The following is a 16,410-nucleotide window of genomic DNA, read 5'->3' on the forward strand; positions in this document are numbered from 1 at the left end:
CAAGAAACTTGAAACTAACAACCCTGAAGATGATGAAGCAGATACAACTGATAAATAATGGGAACTGTTTCAATAATAAGTAAGCTTGACAGTTTCAGCTTACTTATTATTTTAAACAACCGCGTAATTGGTTTACACCAAAGAGCAAATAAATAAATGGTGCCTCATAATGAATACATTTATTTTGACGTAATATATAAGTATCTAGATTATATTGATAAACCTCTATTTCTGGGCTTTGATCAGAAAGACAATCTTTAGCGCCACCGAACCAAGTCTTCTGTTTTAATTGATCGATAGAGGTTGCTGAAGCTTCTGCATAAATACTAAACCAACTGCTAGCTATCATTAGCGTAAACAAACACGTTAAAAATTCTTTTTTAGACATTAACTAAAGTCCTTAGTTTCTATATATTTGATATCAAATTGAGCACAACGCTTTAATTGTTGCTTGATGGTTCGTGCGTCTAGTGTTGAAGGTTTTTGGCAAACTATTTTGTCAGTATGCATAATTGAGTTAGGGGTCTTTATTTTTTTATTCTTGTTATTGCTTACTTGGGATTTTATTGCCTTGTTTTTGATAAAACCGACCGCATCAAAAGAAGGTGATTGTTGAATTTTGTGAGCAAAAATCGCCGTGTGTTTACTAATGGCAACAGTTTGAAAAATTGCGGTTTTATTTGTAAATGTGGGTGAAATTTTTTCAATCAGAATTGACTTTTCAAAGGTCATTTTAGCACTAAATATATGCTTTCCACCCCGTTCAAAATGTCCTTGATAGAATTTTGTATCGATAGAGAACCTTTCATTATTGATTAACCTTGATAAATCGAAATTCTCGGGTACAACAGTGACCATTTTTTTTTGCAGTCGATGAATTAACTCACCACTATCAGCTATTTTAACCTTATAAATCAGCTGATAGTGGTGAGGTGATACATATAAGGGCAAGTGGCTGACAAAAAAGCCATGATCTTTATGATGTATGAGCACCATACCATGTGAACCCATTAAGTTGTGATGTTCGTGCTTGTTCGCTTGATTGTCTGCTAGAGCATTAAAGGAGAATAGCAGAATGGTTACCAAGCTAAAATAACCTATAGCACGAGTGATGATATTGAATGAATGTATATGCATAATGATCGTTTTTAAGTAAAAAGTAGTATTATAGTAGAATAATAATTATTGAGTTATAATCGAATAAAACGTTATTATTATTTCCATATAGGAAACAATGTGCAAATTGGTGATTTAAAGAAAATTGTGCATCTAGCACAGACTACTAGTATTCAAAAAAGCGCGCTTTCGTTGAATATTACCCCTGGCGCACTATCGAAAACGTTAAAAAAAATTGAACACAAGTTATGTACATCGTTATTTGATCGTACCGGTCGAAACATTGTACTTAACGGTCAAGGAAAGAAGTTTATCGTTTATGCTGTTCAGCTAATTCATGACTATGAACAAATGTGTAGTGAATTTACTGACAATAGCGTTAAATCAAAAATCAAACTAACAGGGCCGTCGGTGCTGTTGGGAGCAAGTTTAGCCAAAATAGCACCGATGCTAGTCACTAAAAATATTGAACTTTCCATTGAGGCACAATATGAAGGTGATGCAATTAAACAGCTGGTCAGTGGTGGGTGTCATCTGGCCGTTATTACTGAGGAGGCATTAGTAGAGGTTAAAAATTTTGCCTTACAGTATGTTTTCTTAGGAGCAACTCGAAGTAAAGTGATCGCCGCTCCTCAACATGCACTATTTAATCAGTTTCCTGACGGTAAAGTGAGCTTGAAAACATTGCTTGAATTTGGCTTTATTTGCCCTAAAACTTCGCCTTTTTGTGGTGCCGTTCAAGGTGTTGGTTCAGACGGTTGGCAAGATCATATCCATCCGAGAAAAATCATCTACAGAAGTGATGATTTAAATTCGTTGCTTGCCATGGTCAGCCAAGGTAACGCACTTGCTTATGTCCCTGATACCGTTATTAATAGAGAATCGGTAACAGCTATTGATATATCAAGCATAACGTTAGATTATCAAGAGCGTTATTATTTAGTGTATCGAGCAAGTACAGCTGATGGCTGGTTGAATCAATTAATAACTAAACTAAAGGAAGTCAAAGTGTCTAGCCGTTGAATCATCCCTTCAGCGATAGAAGGTGGGTTTGATACATACTTCCAGGTAAAGCATTATTTTTGCTCAGACTGTAAAACGAAAGCTTCAAAATCTTTATCAACAGTAAAAATGTGGCTTGCTAGCCAGTCGGTTAAGTAACTCGATAACTCAATAGCAGACTGTTCATCAAATATACATTGTGAATCCATATAAGATTTTATTTTACTGTTAAAATATTTATGTGATTTTATGTGTGATGCTAACTCAGGGTAATTCAGTTTTCTCATATAAGCTTCTTCAATTGCAAAATGATCGTTACCGTAGTTTATTAAACGCTGTAACACACTTTTTTCTGGCGCTGTAGCCAGAATAGCAAGAATTCTAAACAGCTCTTGATGCTGCATATCTTGCCAAATGAGTTCACTGGTTGTAATAGCTTTTGCTGGGGTAATAGCTGTTTTTTGCATTAAATACTCCGATGATAGAGACGTAAGTATTGTCTACAATTATATTAAATACAAATATTTAGTTGAAATTGTTTTGTTATCGAGCAGTTTATCAGCTATGTAAAATAGTACGCCCATACTCTACTACGCTTTGAGAAACCATCTTATAAACACCGCGCTCCAGCACCCAAGTATGCCAATACATAGTGCGAGATAAATGATGCGCTGGCATCAAATCTACCAAGGTGCCGTTTTGTAGATATGGCTGTGCCTGGAAATGAGGCAATAAACAATAAGCAACGCCAGCTAGCGCCATAGTGACAAAGGCTTCCGATGATCGCACCACATGACAGGGATAATCTCCTAATCTTAACCCAAAATGCTTTGCAATATAATCGCAGTGCATTGTGTCGTGTTGATCAAACTCTACACCCGGTGCGTGTTGCAACGATGCTTGGGTCAGCCCTTGTTTAAAGTAATGCCTAACAAAGTCAGGTGTAGCACATAAAATATAATCAACTTTTCCTATTTCTTGAACTTTACAGCCGGTAAACGTTTCAGCTTGGCAACTTAGTGCCGCGTAAACTTCACCTTTGCGCAGCAATTCTTTGGTTCTGAGCTCATCACACACTTGTAAATGCAGTTCTATAGGATATTTTTTTAGCACAACAGCTAGTGACGGTATAAACCAATTAGCCAGTGAATCTGCATTAACGGCAATAGAAATGGGGACTATGCTGGTCGATTCATTAGGAAATAGCTGATCGGCTAATTCGTTTTCTAACAGCTTTACCTGAGCAAAATGGCGTAATAGTGTCTGTCCTAAAATCGTAGCAGATAAAGGGCTGCCCCTGACTAGCACTGGTTGAGCAACAAAACTCTCTAGTTGTTTGATGCGCTGCGAAACAGCTGATTGAGTTATATTCAGCAGCGAGGCAGCTTTATCAAAACTTTTAGTTTTTACCACTGCATCTAGGGCATGAATAAGTTTGTAGTCTATCGGCTTCATAAGTTTTGCTAATGTGAAGTGAAATTATTTAATTATACTAATGATAAGGCTTTGGGTATCTTAGCGCTACAAAAATTATACATGAGGTTAGTAAAATGTCAGCAGTTGCAGTGTTTCAAGGTTTTTTTATTGGTGCTGGAATGATTATCCCAATAGGCGCACAAAATGCCTATGTATTAAGTCAAGGCATTAAACAAAACTCGCACTTTATTGCCGCCACTATTTGCATACTGTGCGATTTACTCTTAATGTCTGCGGGTATTTTTGGCAGTAGTGCTTTATTCGCTGAAAATGAAGTGTTAGTACAAGTGATCACTTTGGGAGGAATTGCCTTTTTGCTCATCTATGGTGGATCATTCTTCAAAAAAGCATTGATTACCCGAGATAAGGTTAATAATATCGTGCCACCGCTGCACTCAAGAAAAACTGTCGTACTAACAACCTTAGCGGTAACTTTACTTAATCCACACGTTTATTTAGACACATTAGTGATTATCGGCAGTATTGGTAATCAATTTATTGGTGCGGATAAGTGGGCGTTTCTTAGCGGTACAATCCTAGCTTCAGTTACCTGGTTTTATACCTTGTCATTTGCTGCGGCAAAAATGGCACCTTGGTTAAGTCAGCAACATGTGCAACGTTGGATAGATTTGATCGTTGCACTTATTATGTGGTCAATTGCTCTATCTCTTATCATTTCAATATAGCATTTGATTTGTGCGTGTTAAATCATCACTCTTTGAGCGAAAGTGGCTAAATAAAGCGCAATCAATTTTTTTAATTAGTAAAAACAAATTATTACGCTTGCTTGTTTTTATTCTCTCATTACAATTGTCATAATAATAATTGTCATAGAATAAAAATGAAAAAAACATACCAAAGAAATGTAAATTTGCTGACTATTTTATTCATTCTGCTCAGCATATTTCTAGCTAGCGTGGCAATGGCTGCAAGTTAAACTTCTAAGAACCCTATTGAGAGACCAGCTACACCAACAGATAAATCCATTGATACCATTGCAAGTTAAGCGAGAACTTGGTATTTATTTGCCAATCTTATCGTTAATAAGCGTGATAGCACCATCAACATGGATATCTCGTTGTGGAAAAGCAACCACAATGTTGTGTTGTTCAAATAATTCGTCTAGGCGGAAACGTATATTACTTCGCGACACTCTTAAGCCACCTTCTACACTCGAGTGCATCCAATAAGTTACTTCAAAAACAAGCGCGTTATCACCAAAATCTTCGAAGGTTATTAATGGTTTAGGGTCTTTTAAAATATCTTTTTCTTCTTCGGCAGCTTGTAAAATCAGAGCGGCAACTTTTTTGGCAGGCGAGCCATAAGCAACTCCTACTCGAACAGAGGTGCGCGCAAGTTTGTCAACTAAGGTCCAGTTGACTACCGTGTTTTCAAGTAATTTACTGTTGGGAATTAGTAAATGAACACCGTCTACTCGCCTGATTCTGGTAGAACGAGTGTTTATTTCTTGCACAATCCCTTTTGCGTCTTCTACTTCTAAAAAGTCACCAATACGAATAGGTCGCTCCCACATTAAGATCCAACCACTAATAAAGTTGTTAATAATGTTTTGCGCACCAAAGCCAAAGCCTATAGCGATTGCCCCAGACAAAAAGGCGAAAGCAGTAATTGGAATATTGATTAAGTCTAGGGTGGTGATCACGATAACGGCGATAGCGATAATATAAAAGACCCGTTGTAATAAATGGATAATGTTAGGGTCTGTTTGCTTCGCTTTTAAACGTTGAGTAATAAGTCTTGCTATCCATCGGGTGACAATAATTCCGACCAGCAAAAAGAGCGGTATCATCAAGATATCGCCCAAGGTGATAGATTGGCCTGAAGCGGTGAAAATTTCTGAGGATAAAAGCGCTTTAATCTGTGCAAATTCCATAATGTGGTCTTTTGTTGGTTATTTTATTGTTTTGAGCCTAAGTATACTTTCGATGGGTCAACTAAAAATCGAGTGCCTAATGCTTCACGACCAAATAACATTAAGTAACTCATGTCAGAGCGATCGGTTAAGGTAATTTCAATTGGCCATGACTCACCACCTAGCACAACTCTGGTTTCGATGACATACCGTTGCTCAGAGGTGCCATTTGATGATTTTACTTTGCGAATATCACTGATGGGCGCGCTGCAAGTGACAATACGATCAACGTTATGTGCATCAGGATGAATATCAAAGGTTACATGAAACGCACCGTCTACTTTAGATTTGTTGATGTTGTCGACATGTAATGAGGAGGTTTTTGCCCCAGTATCTACTCTGACTTGTAAATCTTCAATCTTTAAATCAGGCAGGGCAATAGACTCGAGCCTACCTATCACTATTTTATTTTTCATTTAAAAACAACCTTTATTGTTGATCACTTGTTGTAGGTAATACTTGTTCTTGCACTAATTGCTCTTGTTCTAACTGTTCCTGTACAGTCTCAATATGTCCGGCGATATCTTCATCATTTTCACTAAAGTAGGCAACATGAAACATAGCTTCACCCTCTTGTACTAAGGGGATATTTTGTTTACCAATTAAAATCCCTGAGCGTGTTGCCTTAACAAGGTCAATAATTTCGCCATAAGGACTACCGATTTCCGCTAATACTTGGCCCTTGGTGATTTGATCACCTAAATTGACAATATTATGTACGATACCACTGGCATTGGCTCTTACCCATTGACTGCCATTAGCGATAAATGGTGCCACTTTTTTCTTTCTAGATGCTGAAGCCTTCCGGGTCATGCCTAAATGTTGTAATACATTTAATATGCCCTTCATTCCAGCACGAATCGAAAACTCATCAAAACGTAATGCCTCTCCAGCTTCATATAGCAGTATTTTTGTTTGGTTTTTGACCGCAGACTCTCTTAATGAGCCATCAACTAAGTTAGAGTTTAATATTACGGGTACGCCAAACACTTCCGCTAGATTCCTCGTTTCACTATCAGACATGTCGGCTCTTATTTGTGGCAAATTAGAGCGATGTATCGCACCCGTATGTAAATCAATACCGTAATCACAATGTTTGACAATTTCATTAAGAAAAATATGTGCAACCCGTCCAGCTAAAGAGCCCTTTGCAGAACCAGGAAAACACCGGTTAAGGTCTCGGCGATCAGGCATATAGCGGCTTTGGTTAACAACACCATAAACATTGACCATAGGTACAGCAATCACCGTACCTTTAGTAATCTTCAATTTCTTTTGGTTGATTAAACGGCGAATAATTTCAATGCCATTTAATTCATCACCATGAACTGCAGCACTGATAAATATAGTTGGACCTGGTTTTTTAGCGCGAATAATATGAACAGGTAAGGAAACATCCGCATCCGTATATAATTTCGCCACAGGTAAATCTATTTTTCGGTGTTCGCCGGGTTGAATTTCAAATTCACCGATCATTAATTTATGCCATTTGAGAGCCATTTGAGTGCCTTTTATTAACCTTTTCCGCGTGTTTTGGTTTTATTTGGTTTGGCATTTTTTTCTAAAAACTCAAAAACCATGCCTGCTATATTCTTTCCTGTTGCGGTTTCAATTCCTTCTAAGCCAGGAGATGAGTTTACTTCCATCACCATAGGGCCATTTTGTGAGCGTAAAAGATCAACCCCGCAGAAGTTTAATCCCATTGCCTTTGCGGCATTGACTGCGGTTTCACGTTCGGCCTTAGATAACTTAACGACTTCAGCAGAGCCACCACGATGTAAATTAGAGCGAAACTCGCCTTCAGCCCCTTGTCGTTTCATTGCCGCAATTACTTTACCACCAACAACTAAACAACGAATGTCAGCGCCGCCCGCTTCTTTGACAAATTCTTGCACTAATATATTCGCTTTTAAACCCATAAAGGCTTCAATTATTGATTCTGCCGCTTTGGCGGTATCTGCTAACACTACCCCAATACCTTGAGTACCTTCGAGTAATTTAATTACTACGGGAGCACCGCCAACATTTTTAATTAAATCTTTGATGTTATCGGGTTTATTGGCAAAGCCTGTTCTAGGTAAACCAATGCCTTTACGAGATAATAACTGTAAAGAACGCAATTTATCTCTGGAGCGACTGATTGCGACCGACTCATTAATATTAAAAGTGCCCATCATTTCAAATTGTCTCGCAACCGCAGTACCATAAAAAGTTACTGAAGCACCAATGCGCGGAATAATAGCGTCATATTCAGGTAACTCTTTACCGTGGTAACGCACCGTTGACCGACTACTGGTAATATCCATATAGCAGTGTAGGGTATCAATAATATCAACTTCGTGCCCCATGGCTTCACCTGCTTCTTTTAGGCGTCGAGTTGAATATAAGTTTTTGTTTCTTGATAAAATGGCAATTTTCATAATAGGTACCTTGAGTATCATTTTATTTTGCTAAAATGATGAAATAGTTATACTTAAGTGTATAGTTTAGCCATTAAATAATAAAGTTCAAAAATTTATAGGCTTTGATTAAAAAAATCGATTAGCTTATTGAGGGGTAAAATGAAGATTGAATTGTTAAAGACATTTTTAGAGGTAAGTCGAACCTTGCACTTTAGAGTGGCTTCAGAAAATTTATTTATTACTCAGTCTGCTGTCAGCGCCCGAATAAAATTGTTAGAAAATGACTTAGGGGTATTACTGTTTGACCGCAGTCAAAAACACCTTAAGTTAACCCCTGAGGGCAATAGACTAATTAAACATGCCAATGAATTACTCTTTATGTGGCAGAAGACTAAACAAGACGTTGGAATTGCTGATAGCGATAATCATCAATTGGTTATCGGCTCTATGATGTCTATATGGGATATTGTTTTACAAGACTGGTTAAAAAAAATTCATCGAAATATTGATGACATTAGTCTGATCACTAATACATTTGCTCCACATGAACTCAGAAAAAGCTTACTGAGCCGAGTTATTGATATTGCCTTTTTATTTGAACCGCCATTTGTGGAAGACTTAATTTCTGAAAAAGTTGCGACAGTGCCTTTGCAACTAGTGACCACTGAAGAGCACGACAAAGCGGTAATGGCGTCTTTAAATAATTATATTATGGTAGATTACGGTGAGTCTGTTAACAGCCAGCACCGACGTGAATTTCAAGACGCCCCACCAGCAAAGCATTATATGAGTCAACCAAGAATTGCGTTGGATTTTTTATTAGATGCAGGGGGAAGTGCCTATTTGCCAAGACAAATGACCTTTGAATATATTGAAAAAAACAAGTTGTTTATTGTTGAAGAGGCACCCGTTTATTCGAGAGAAATTTTTGCCTCTTATTTAGCAAAAAGCCAAAAAGCAGACATTATTGTTCAAACACTTCAACTATTCCCACATATCACTATTTAACTTTGTTTACCCTTGTTAGCAAGTAAACGAATGGGGCTATAAGATAGCGAGCTATAGCCAAGAAAAGAACCCGTCAATAAAATAAGTGAACTCAAATTGAATTGTTCACTTATGATATCACAAATGAACAACATAATTTGAGTGACTTAAAACATGATAAACAGGTTTACTCTGGTAACACCGAAATTGGTTTGTAGTATGCAACGGCTAATTCGTCATTTATACACGTTAATAAGTATTGCTTTAAATCTTGTGCCCCAACCTCATCTTCAATAGCGTCACCTTTACATAACTCCATAAGATTAAGTACGTAATCGGCAGATGCTTCCATCAATTCAGTCTCGGCTTCCTCACTAAAAGCTAAGTTAGAAGAAAGTGATAATAGGGTTAATGCGAAAAGTATTTTTTTCATTTTTTTTCTCTGTACAATAATGTTATTGAAGATCCCAATACTTGTTAAACGAATCTAGTTGCCTGTTAAGGTTTCGTTTTTCATTAATTGAGTCCAGTTTTTGTCTAATGTGATATTTTTGTTTCAAGGTTTTTCTGATAGCTTTTTTATTGCTAGAGCCATAAGAAATTTTAAAATCGTCAATATCAACCTCTAGATTATTATCAATATCTACGTCAGTATCTTCGAATGTATCAACACTCATTACTTTGCCTTATCAAAAATTAGTGATTAATTTTCTAAGATAATGTGCTTAATTGTGACGATAGGAAAGCGAAAAATTTTGCTTTCTTTAATCAAAAATATTTATTAAAGTGTAACTTGTTATTAATTATTTAGTTGGTGTTGTTCTGGATAGCTTAGAGGAAGGCTGAGGGGGAAGTAAGACAAAAAAAATTAAAAATGGTTCGCTAACACTAAATGAAAAATACAGATTCTTGGGTTAGCGCTTTATTTAATCCGTTTGGTAATACTTGTTATTGAACATCGAGCATAGCTTTGATTTTTGCATATATTTAATTCAATTGATGGTATAAGCAAGGATAGAAAAAACGTTTTCTTTAGTTACCTAGAAATAGATAGCACCATCTAGTAATTATAAATAATGATATTTAAGTTATCACTTATCTTTGGTTATTTTTATAGGAAAAGGGTCGGTATTATTTCCGGCATATAAAGAAAGGTGCGGAAATGGTATTTCAATATTCTCATTATCAAAGGCATGCTTTATTTCTTCATACATGCTGTTTTTTAAGTCTAAAAAGTTTTCTCTTTTTGCCCAAACAGAAAATTGTAATGACAGTGAAGAATCTTCAAAGCCTTGAAAAATGTATAAAGGTTTAGGCTCTTCTAAGCACAGAGGATTATCAAAAGCGACTTTTTCTAAAATGCCTTTTACTCGGTTGATATTTTCTTTGTAGGCAACCCCTATTTTTAGATCTAACCGTCGAATTGGAAATTTAGTAAGGGTAGTTACTTCTGATTTAATTAATACTTCATTGGGTAGTCTAACAAAAAGGTTATCGAAAGTTCTCACTTTTACTGATAACAGATCAATAGACAATACTTCACCAACGGTATTACCCACTTTTATAACATCGCCAATGATAAATGATCGTTCAGCCATCAAAAACATACCACTGATAAAGTTTGATGCTGAGGTTTGAGAGGCAAAGCCAATAGCTACTGTCAGTACACTTGCGGCACCCAATAAAACATTTAAATTAAAGCCTAATTCGAGTAAGGCAGAAAAAACAAACAAGGTAAAAATAAGGTAATAGGTGCCACGTTGAATTAGTTGACTGGTTTGTTGAGTAAAAAGCTTACTAATAAACTGTAAGCAAAATCGGCTGAATAATTTTGCAAGACTATAGCCAACGATTAAGATAGCAACCGCTCTAATAAGCTTAACCACCATGTCAGCATTAAACAGATGGTTAAGGTAAATCCACATTTCGTTCATCGTCTATCCTTTAACTAAATATTGCGCTAAAAGCACGTATTAGTTGTCCATGGCTTATTACCATTCTGGGACCATTAATTAAGGTTAATTCAGGTTTAGGTTGGCCTAATTTTAATTTTGCAAAATCGCCATCATTCTCTCTTACTAAGGTAACATTTTGTGTGCATAGCTGCCCCGATTTGGTCATATAGAGCGAAAGGCTTGGCACAGGGAGTGCTATGCGTTCAAAAACCAAATCATTATCTGCTTTGTTTTCAATAAGTAATGGAGTTATTGCCCGTTGCATTCTATAGGGTAAGTTAGCACTATCGAGTCTACCTAGGGTTTGACTAGCATAGCATAACTCACCTTCACGAGTAGAGGAACCAAACCAAGTGTCAGACAATTGTTGTGTCGCTACTTCTTTTAATAAGCGGTATTTGCTGTCAGTCACGCCAATGGTTACCCATACAGGAGTGCTCAAATAGATAATAACACTGGCTTGAGGAACAAGGGTTATCGGAGATTTGGGGCGGCATACCACCGTTCTATCAGCCAAGCTAGGTTTAATCTCTAACGTATTGGTGTTTGAATTAACAATGTGCCGGCTAAGCTCTCCACAATATACGGGAGAAAACTTTCCCAAGGTTTGGTTGAAATGATTATCAACACTGTCAATATCTAGTACTTTATTTCGTTTTACGTGCAAGCACCATTCATTTGATTTATGTTCAACAGCTAAGGTAAAGGCAGAGCTATTTAACAAAAAACTGTTTTTTTCTGGAACATTTATCGTTCCCCACCATTGTGTGTGCGACATAAAGAACTACCTAAGTATGAATTAGTTTTGTCAATCAAACACCAGATAATAACACCACTGTGCACTCAACTAACAAGAGTAAAAATCAAGTATTTAACAGGTCCGTAATCAAGGTTAAATAAATATGTTTTAGTCAGAGAAGTTTATAGACTATAGTCACGTAAAGATAATGAATTATTATAAGACATTTGACAAACATAACGCGTGATAACTAAAGAAGATGACCAATGATAAAATGTATGCTTTTGAATGATGATAAAACCTGTATCTATGGCGGTGAAGAATTAATAGCTAGCTGGCGTGAGCAATCAGGCTCGTATTTGTGGTTAGATCTTGATTGCCATGATAAAGAACAAGAGCGTCTGATTTTTCAACAATTAGGATGCCACTCTCTAGCGATAAAAGATGCACAAAGAGATCACCATCCCCCTAAAATAGAACTGTTTAATAATTACATTTTTATGCTCTATCGGGGTATTTATCAACCACAGGATGATTTGTTATTCGAACATTTACAAATAAGTATGTTTGTTGGCACTAATATTTTAATTACGAGTCATGGGAAAGCATCTAAGTCAATTGAACAGCTATTAAGTACCGAGGGTGAAAAATATTTAGCTAAAAGCCCTATTACTTTAGCATTAAGAATTTTTCATTATAGCTGTGGTATTTATTTAGAAAAACTTTTTGAGTTTGAAGATAAACTAGAATCGCTTGAAGATCAGTTTCAATTAGGCGGTGATGACAAAATGATGCAAGAAATAACGTTATATCGCTCTAGGCTCACTAAGCTCAAACGCACATTTAATTACCACAGTAACATTGGAGCCGAATTAAAAATATTGGTGGAAGATGAAACCACTATTATCAATCAGGCTGAGTTGCATACGGTCATTGATGTACATGAACGAATCGAGCGTTTATTAAGTTTGTCTCAAATGCATTATGAAATTTGCGGAGACTTAATCAATGGTTATTTATCCGTGACCTCACATCAATTAAATGCAACTATGCGGGTGTTAACCGTGATCACTGCTATCTTTATTCCTTTAGGTTTTCTAGCGGGTATCTATGGTATGAACTTTGAGTATATTCCTGAGTTAAAATTTACTTATGGCTATTTCTATTTACTCGGTTTTATGGCTTTGCTAGCGATCAGTTTGATTGTGCTCTTTAAGAAAAAGCGATGGCTTTAAAATGATAGTTTAGTGAAATCATGAATATCTATCTCACTAAACTATAGGCTTTGCCGTTAAATGAAACAGGTATTAGTGCTTACTCAAGGCATCTTTTTATAGTTTGTAAAATGACACGCTGTCTAGAGGAGCAATAATGTTCCACAGCCAAGGAATGCAATAAAACCAAAAATATCAGTGACGGTAGTAAGAATTACCGCTCCTGATAATGCAGGATCTATATTTAATTTATTTAATAGCCAAGGCACCCATACGCCTGACAGTGATGCCACTAGTATATTACCTAAAATGGCAATGCAAATAGTGATAGACAGCATAGGATTGCTAAACCAGCCATAAGTGATCCAACCGATCACAGTGGCCCATAACACGCCATTTATTGCCGCTACTTTTAATTCTTTTTTCAAAATGGATTGTCTGTTTACTTCGGTAATTTGCCCTAATGCTAATCCTCGAATTATTAAGGTCAATGTTTGAGATCCTGAAATTCCTCCCATAGAAGCGACCACGGGCATTAGTACAGCTAAAGCGACTACTTGTTGCAAGGTAGCTTCAAATAATCCAATAAACCAAGAGGCTAAAAAAGCGGTTAGTAAATTAATACCCAGCCAAATGGCTCGGTTTTTACTACTCAACCAGACACTGGAAAATAGATCTTCTTCTTCACTTAAACCAGCAGATTGAAATAGTTGGTTATCTTTTAATTCTTCTTTGAACTTATAAGCCGAATGTAAATCCAAACGCCCAGTTAAACAGCCATTTTCATCGATGATGGGTAAAGCCGCTTTTCCTGAGCTAATGACTTCATCTGACGCTTCATCAACATCTTTGCTAGCTTCTAAACATTGTACTTCTTGATAATCAACATCGGCTAAAATTGTGTCGTCGTCCAGTATTAAAAGCTGTGTTAATGGTAATCCTCCTAATAATTTAGATTGATTATCGATAATATAAATGTAATCCGTCAGCATAGGTTGCGATTTTAAATAAAGCTTTTTTGCCGATGATACTTTTAATTTTTCAGAGACCTTAATTTCATCAAAACTTTGCCAGTGACCTAGTTCATTATCAGAATAATCCTGTGCTTTTTTAAAGTGTTCTTTTTGTTTCGCGGTCATTTTAGTGACCGCATACTCAATGAAACGCTCGCTTAAACCTTCGGTAAGTTCAAGTAAACTATTGGCATCTAGGCGATCAAATAGTGGTAAACAGGCATCATCATCCATGGCACTGAGCAGCATTTGCCTTGACTCATTTTTCATTTCTAGAAAAATATTTTGTTGAAACTCATTACTAAATAATTTCCATAAGTTTAAGCGTGGTTTTAGCGGGAAGGCTTCTAAAAAAACAGCAACCTGTTCCGGTAATAAGTCATTTTCGATTGATGTTGCTATGTCACCTAGATCTAATTCATTTTCAAATCGCTCATTGGTTTTTTCTATATATTCAGTAAATAATTCTAATGACATAGTGTTTCCTGATAAAAAAAGTGTGATAAAAAAATTGGATTAGTCACTGTAAAATTTTGCGTTTTTAATACAGGTTTATTTCATTATAAAATTAACACATTCACTCACCATTAACTTGGTATATTTTATGGAAATGCCTAAATTACAGCCATTTGCGATAAAAACTAAAAAATTTTCATTTTATTCTAAATTATGTCGTTTACTTTTTCGAAAACGTCAATGGCAACTTATAGCTGATTGGCATTATGTATTGCCCAATCAAAGAACTATTATTATTCCAAAAGGGTTTGTTTTTGATGGGAGTTCATATCCAGCGATTGTTTGGTGGCTCTTTTCACCTACCGGGCTGTTATTAATTCCGGTGATTTTGCATGATTTCTGTTTTCAATATAATTATTTATGGGCTGTACAAGGCAACCAAGCCTTTAAATTTAAGCAAGGAAATGGTTTTTTTAAATGGTCTGCATTAATTCGCCAGGTGGGTATTCAAAGGAACGAACTGCGCTTTATAGATTATTTTACTTGGTTGATGGGTGTATGTTTTGGTTGGATAAATTGGCTGTCTTTTCAAAGACGAGAGAAACAAGAGCTGGTGCCCGACGGTTTGATTATTAAACACAAGTAATCATATATGGTATACACTATAAACAATGAATTATTTGTTATAAGTGAACTCTTGTCATGTACACACAACTTCCATCGACGAAACTTCTGCGAAATTTGAGCTTGAGGGCTGTGAATAGCTTATTGCTTTCAACATTAACGTTGTCTTCGGCTATGGCTGAGGTTAAATACACAGATCAACAAAAACTGCACCAAATTGCTGAGCAAGTATCTGCCGATAATATTGAAAAAGATATTCGGAAACTGGTGGGCTTTGGCACCAGACATACGTTGTCAGAAACCCAATCTAGTACCCGAGGAATAGGCGCAGCCAGACGTTGGATAAAATCTGAATTTGACGCTATTTCAAAAGCATGTGGTGGATGCCTTGAGGTCTATTTTCAAAGTGACGTGATATCGGGGCAAAAACGTATACCTGAGCCAACTGAAGTGGTCAGTGTTATTGCAGTATTGAAAGGTAAAACAGACAGCAATAGGTATGTCATTATGTCAGGTGATATTGACTCGAGAGTGAGTGATGTAATGAATGCTACTTCAGATTCTCCTGGGGCTAATGATAATGCGTCTGGTGTTGCTGGCGTTTTGGAAGCTGCACGAGTTTTATCACAGTATCAATTTAATGGCTCCATTGTGTTTGCTGCTTTAGCAGGAGAAGAGCAAGGACTCTTTGGTGGCAAAATTATGGCAGCGCAAGCGCAAAAAGACGGCTGGCGGATAAAAGCTGTTTTAAATAATGACATGATCGGTAATATTGAAGGGGTTAACGGCGTAATTAATAACACTACAGCGCGCATATTTGCTGAAGGTACTCGACAAACAGAAACCAAAAAACAAGCAATTAAAAGACGCTTTACCGGAGGTGAAGTTGATTCTCCTACGCGGAATTTAGCACGCTACATTGATTGGATGGCAGACCGATATATTCCTAATTTAGATACCATGATGATTTACCGTTTAGACCGATTTGGCCGAGGTGGTCACCATCGTCCTTTTAACGATCTTGGTTATCCTGCAGTGCGTATCATGGAAACCAATGAAAATTACAACAGACAACATCAAGATATTAGAACTGAAAATGGCATTCAATACGGCGATACTATCGACGGTATTAACTTTGATTATGCCGCTAAATTGACTGCGCTTAATGCGGTTTCTTTAGCTGGCATGGCTTGGGCTCCTAATCCCCCTGTTAATGTTGAAATTAGCGGTGCGGTTCAACCTAGTACTAAACTTGCTTGGGCAAAAGCAACTGGCAAGGAAGTCAATGACATTGCAGGTTATAAGGTTTATTGGCGATTAACCGATGCTTCACAGTGGCAATATAGTCGATTTGTTGGCAACGTAACTGAGTACACCTTAGAAAATATTGTTATCGATAACTATTTTTTTGGCGTAGCAAGTGTGAGCAAAGAGGGCTTTGAAAGTCCTGTGGTGTTTCCTGGTGACGCGGGTTCATTTGGTGAATAAATTTT

Annotated in this window: 19 protein-coding genes; 6 read left to right on the top strand and 13 right to left on the bottom strand. The window is 36.8% G+C overall.

Going from position 1 to position 16,410, the window contains the following annotated elements; all coding sequences use genetic code 11:
* Positions 1 to 106 precede the first annotated feature (106 nt).
* Together ABXG98_RS01035 and ABXG98_RS01040 are read right to left on the bottom strand one after the other, a co-directional pair.
* Complete coding sequence (locus ABXG98_RS01035) at positions 107 to 388, bottom strand: hypothetical protein (RefSeq protein WP_353536820.1); 282 nt, start codon at positions 386 to 388, stop codon at positions 107 to 109.
* A complete protein-coding gene (locus ABXG98_RS01040; RefSeq protein WP_353536821.1) occupies positions 388 to 1,137 on the bottom strand; it encodes a hypothetical protein in 750 nt (249 codons plus the stop codon). The genes ABXG98_RS01035 and ABXG98_RS01040 overlap by 1 nt, the downstream gene beginning before the upstream one ends.
* A gap of 99 nt (positions 1,138 to 1,236) precedes the next feature.
* Here ABXG98_RS01040 and ABXG98_RS01045 point away from each other — a divergent pair, with 99 nt between their 5' ends.
* Positions 1,237 to 2,139, top strand: coding sequence for a LysR family transcriptional regulator (locus ABXG98_RS01045; protein WP_353536822.1), 903 nt, complete (start codon positions 1,237 to 1,239; stop codon positions 2,137 to 2,139).
* Between the two features lie 53 nt (positions 2,140 to 2,192).
* Here the strand turns inward: ABXG98_RS01045 and ABXG98_RS01050 are convergent, their stop codons facing one another.
* Together ABXG98_RS01050 and ABXG98_RS01055 are read right to left on the bottom strand one after the other, a co-directional pair.
* Entirely contained in the window at positions 2,193 to 2,585 is a 393-nt protein-coding gene (locus tag ABXG98_RS01050) for a hemerythrin family protein (RefSeq protein ID WP_353536823.1), read from the bottom strand.
* Positions 2,586 to 2,676: 91 nt separating this feature from the next.
* Positions 2,677 to 3,573 (bottom strand): LysR family transcriptional regulator ArgP, encoded by an 897-nt coding sequence (locus ABXG98_RS01055; protein WP_353536824.1) that lies wholly within the window; start codon positions 3,571 to 3,573, stop codon positions 2,677 to 2,679.
* 95 nt (positions 3,574 to 3,668) lie between these two features.
* On the opposite strand from ABXG98_RS01055, the gene ABXG98_RS01060 reads away from it, so the two are divergent.
* On the top strand, positions 3,669 to 4,280 hold the full coding sequence (locus ABXG98_RS01060) for a LysE/ArgO family amino acid transporter (RefSeq protein ID WP_353536825.1): 612 nt from the start codon (positions 3,669 to 3,671) through the stop codon (positions 4,278 to 4,280).
* 335 nt (positions 4,281 to 4,615) lie between these two features.
* On the opposite strand, the gene ABXG98_RS01065 is transcribed toward ABXG98_RS01060, so the two are convergent.
* From ABXG98_RS01065 to rimK, 4 genes are read right to left on the bottom strand one after another with little or no spacing between them, the layout of a single operon-like run.
* On the bottom strand, positions 4,616 to 5,488 hold the full coding sequence (locus ABXG98_RS01065; RefSeq protein ID WP_353536826.1) for a mechanosensitive ion channel family protein: 873 nt from the start codon (positions 5,486 to 5,488) through the stop codon (positions 4,616 to 4,618).
* 23 nt (positions 5,489 to 5,511) lie between these two features.
* Positions 5,512 to 5,943, bottom strand: a complete 432-nt coding sequence (locus tag ABXG98_RS01070; protein WP_353536827.1) for an ATP-dependent zinc protease family protein — start codon at positions 5,941 to 5,943, stop codon at positions 5,512 to 5,514.
* A 13-nt stretch (positions 5,944 to 5,956) separates the two neighbouring features.
* Complete coding sequence (locus ABXG98_RS01075; protein ID WP_353536828.1) at positions 5,957 to 7,027, bottom strand: succinylglutamate desuccinylase/aspartoacylase family protein; 1,071 nt, start codon at positions 7,025 to 7,027, stop codon at positions 5,957 to 5,959.
* Positions 7,028 to 7,041: 14 nt separating this feature from the next.
* A complete protein-coding gene (gene rimK / locus ABXG98_RS01080) occupies positions 7,042 to 7,947 on the bottom strand; it encodes a 30S ribosomal protein S6--L-glutamate ligase (protein WP_353536829.1) in 906 nt (301 codons plus the stop codon).
* A 141-nt stretch (positions 7,948 to 8,088) separates the two neighbouring features.
* Here rimK and ABXG98_RS01085 point away from each other — a divergent pair, with 141 nt between their 5' ends.
* Positions 8,089 to 8,937, top strand: a complete 849-nt coding sequence (locus ABXG98_RS01085) for a LysR family transcriptional regulator (protein WP_353536830.1) — start codon at positions 8,089 to 8,091, stop codon at positions 8,935 to 8,937.
* Between the two features lie 166 nt (positions 8,938 to 9,103).
* Here ABXG98_RS01085 and ABXG98_RS01090 read toward each other — a convergent pair whose 3' ends face one another.
* The 4 genes from ABXG98_RS01090 to ABXG98_RS01105 form a co-directional block, all read right to left on the bottom strand.
* Complete coding sequence (locus ABXG98_RS01090; protein ID WP_353536831.1) at positions 9,104 to 9,349, bottom strand: hypothetical protein; 246 nt, start codon at positions 9,347 to 9,349, stop codon at positions 9,104 to 9,106.
* A gap of 22 nt (positions 9,350 to 9,371) precedes the next feature.
* A complete protein-coding gene (locus tag ABXG98_RS01095) occupies positions 9,372 to 9,593 on the bottom strand; it encodes a hypothetical protein (RefSeq protein WP_353536832.1) in 222 nt (73 codons plus the stop codon).
* 414 nt (positions 9,594 to 10,007) lie between these two features.
* Entirely contained in the window at positions 10,008 to 10,850 is an 843-nt protein-coding gene (locus ABXG98_RS01100; protein WP_353536833.1) for a mechanosensitive ion channel family protein, read from the bottom strand.
* Between the two features lie 10 nt (positions 10,851 to 10,860).
* Entirely contained in the window at positions 10,861 to 11,649 is a 789-nt protein-coding gene (locus tag ABXG98_RS01105; protein WP_353536834.1) for a DUF432 domain-containing protein, read from the bottom strand.
* A gap of 227 nt (positions 11,650 to 11,876) precedes the next feature.
* Between ABXG98_RS01105 and ABXG98_RS01110 the strand changes: the two genes are divergently transcribed.
* On the top strand, positions 11,877 to 12,845 hold the full coding sequence (locus ABXG98_RS01110; protein WP_353536835.1) for a magnesium transporter CorA family protein: 969 nt from the start codon (positions 11,877 to 11,879) through the stop codon (positions 12,843 to 12,845).
* A 122-nt stretch (positions 12,846 to 12,967) separates the two neighbouring features.
* On the opposite strand, the gene ABXG98_RS01115 is transcribed toward ABXG98_RS01110, so the two are convergent.
* Positions 12,968 to 14,314 carry a magnesium transporter gene (locus ABXG98_RS01115; RefSeq protein WP_353536836.1) on the bottom strand — a complete coding sequence of 449 codons (1,347 nt, stop codon included), beginning with the start codon at positions 14,312 to 14,314 and terminating at the stop codon, positions 12,968 to 12,970.
* Positions 14,315 to 14,441: 127 nt separating this feature from the next.
* Here ABXG98_RS01115 and ABXG98_RS01120 point away from each other — a divergent pair, with 127 nt between their 5' ends.
* Together ABXG98_RS01120 and ABXG98_RS01125 are read left to right on the top strand one after the other, a co-directional pair.
* Complete coding sequence (locus ABXG98_RS01120; RefSeq protein ID WP_353536837.1) at positions 14,442 to 14,939, top strand: DUF1353 domain-containing protein; 498 nt, start codon at positions 14,442 to 14,444, stop codon at positions 14,937 to 14,939.
* Between the two features lie 152 nt (positions 14,940 to 15,091).
* Positions 15,092 to 16,405, top strand: a complete 1,314-nt coding sequence (locus ABXG98_RS01125; protein WP_502901527.1) for a M28 family metallopeptidase — start codon at positions 15,092 to 15,094, stop codon at positions 16,403 to 16,405.
* Positions 16,406 to 16,410 lie beyond the last annotated feature (5 nt).

It is taken from the genome of Colwellia sp. KU-HH00111, from assembly GCF_040362745.1.
In the GTDB taxonomy this organism is placed as follows: domain Bacteria; phylum Pseudomonadota; class Gammaproteobacteria; order Enterobacterales; family Alteromonadaceae; genus Colwellia.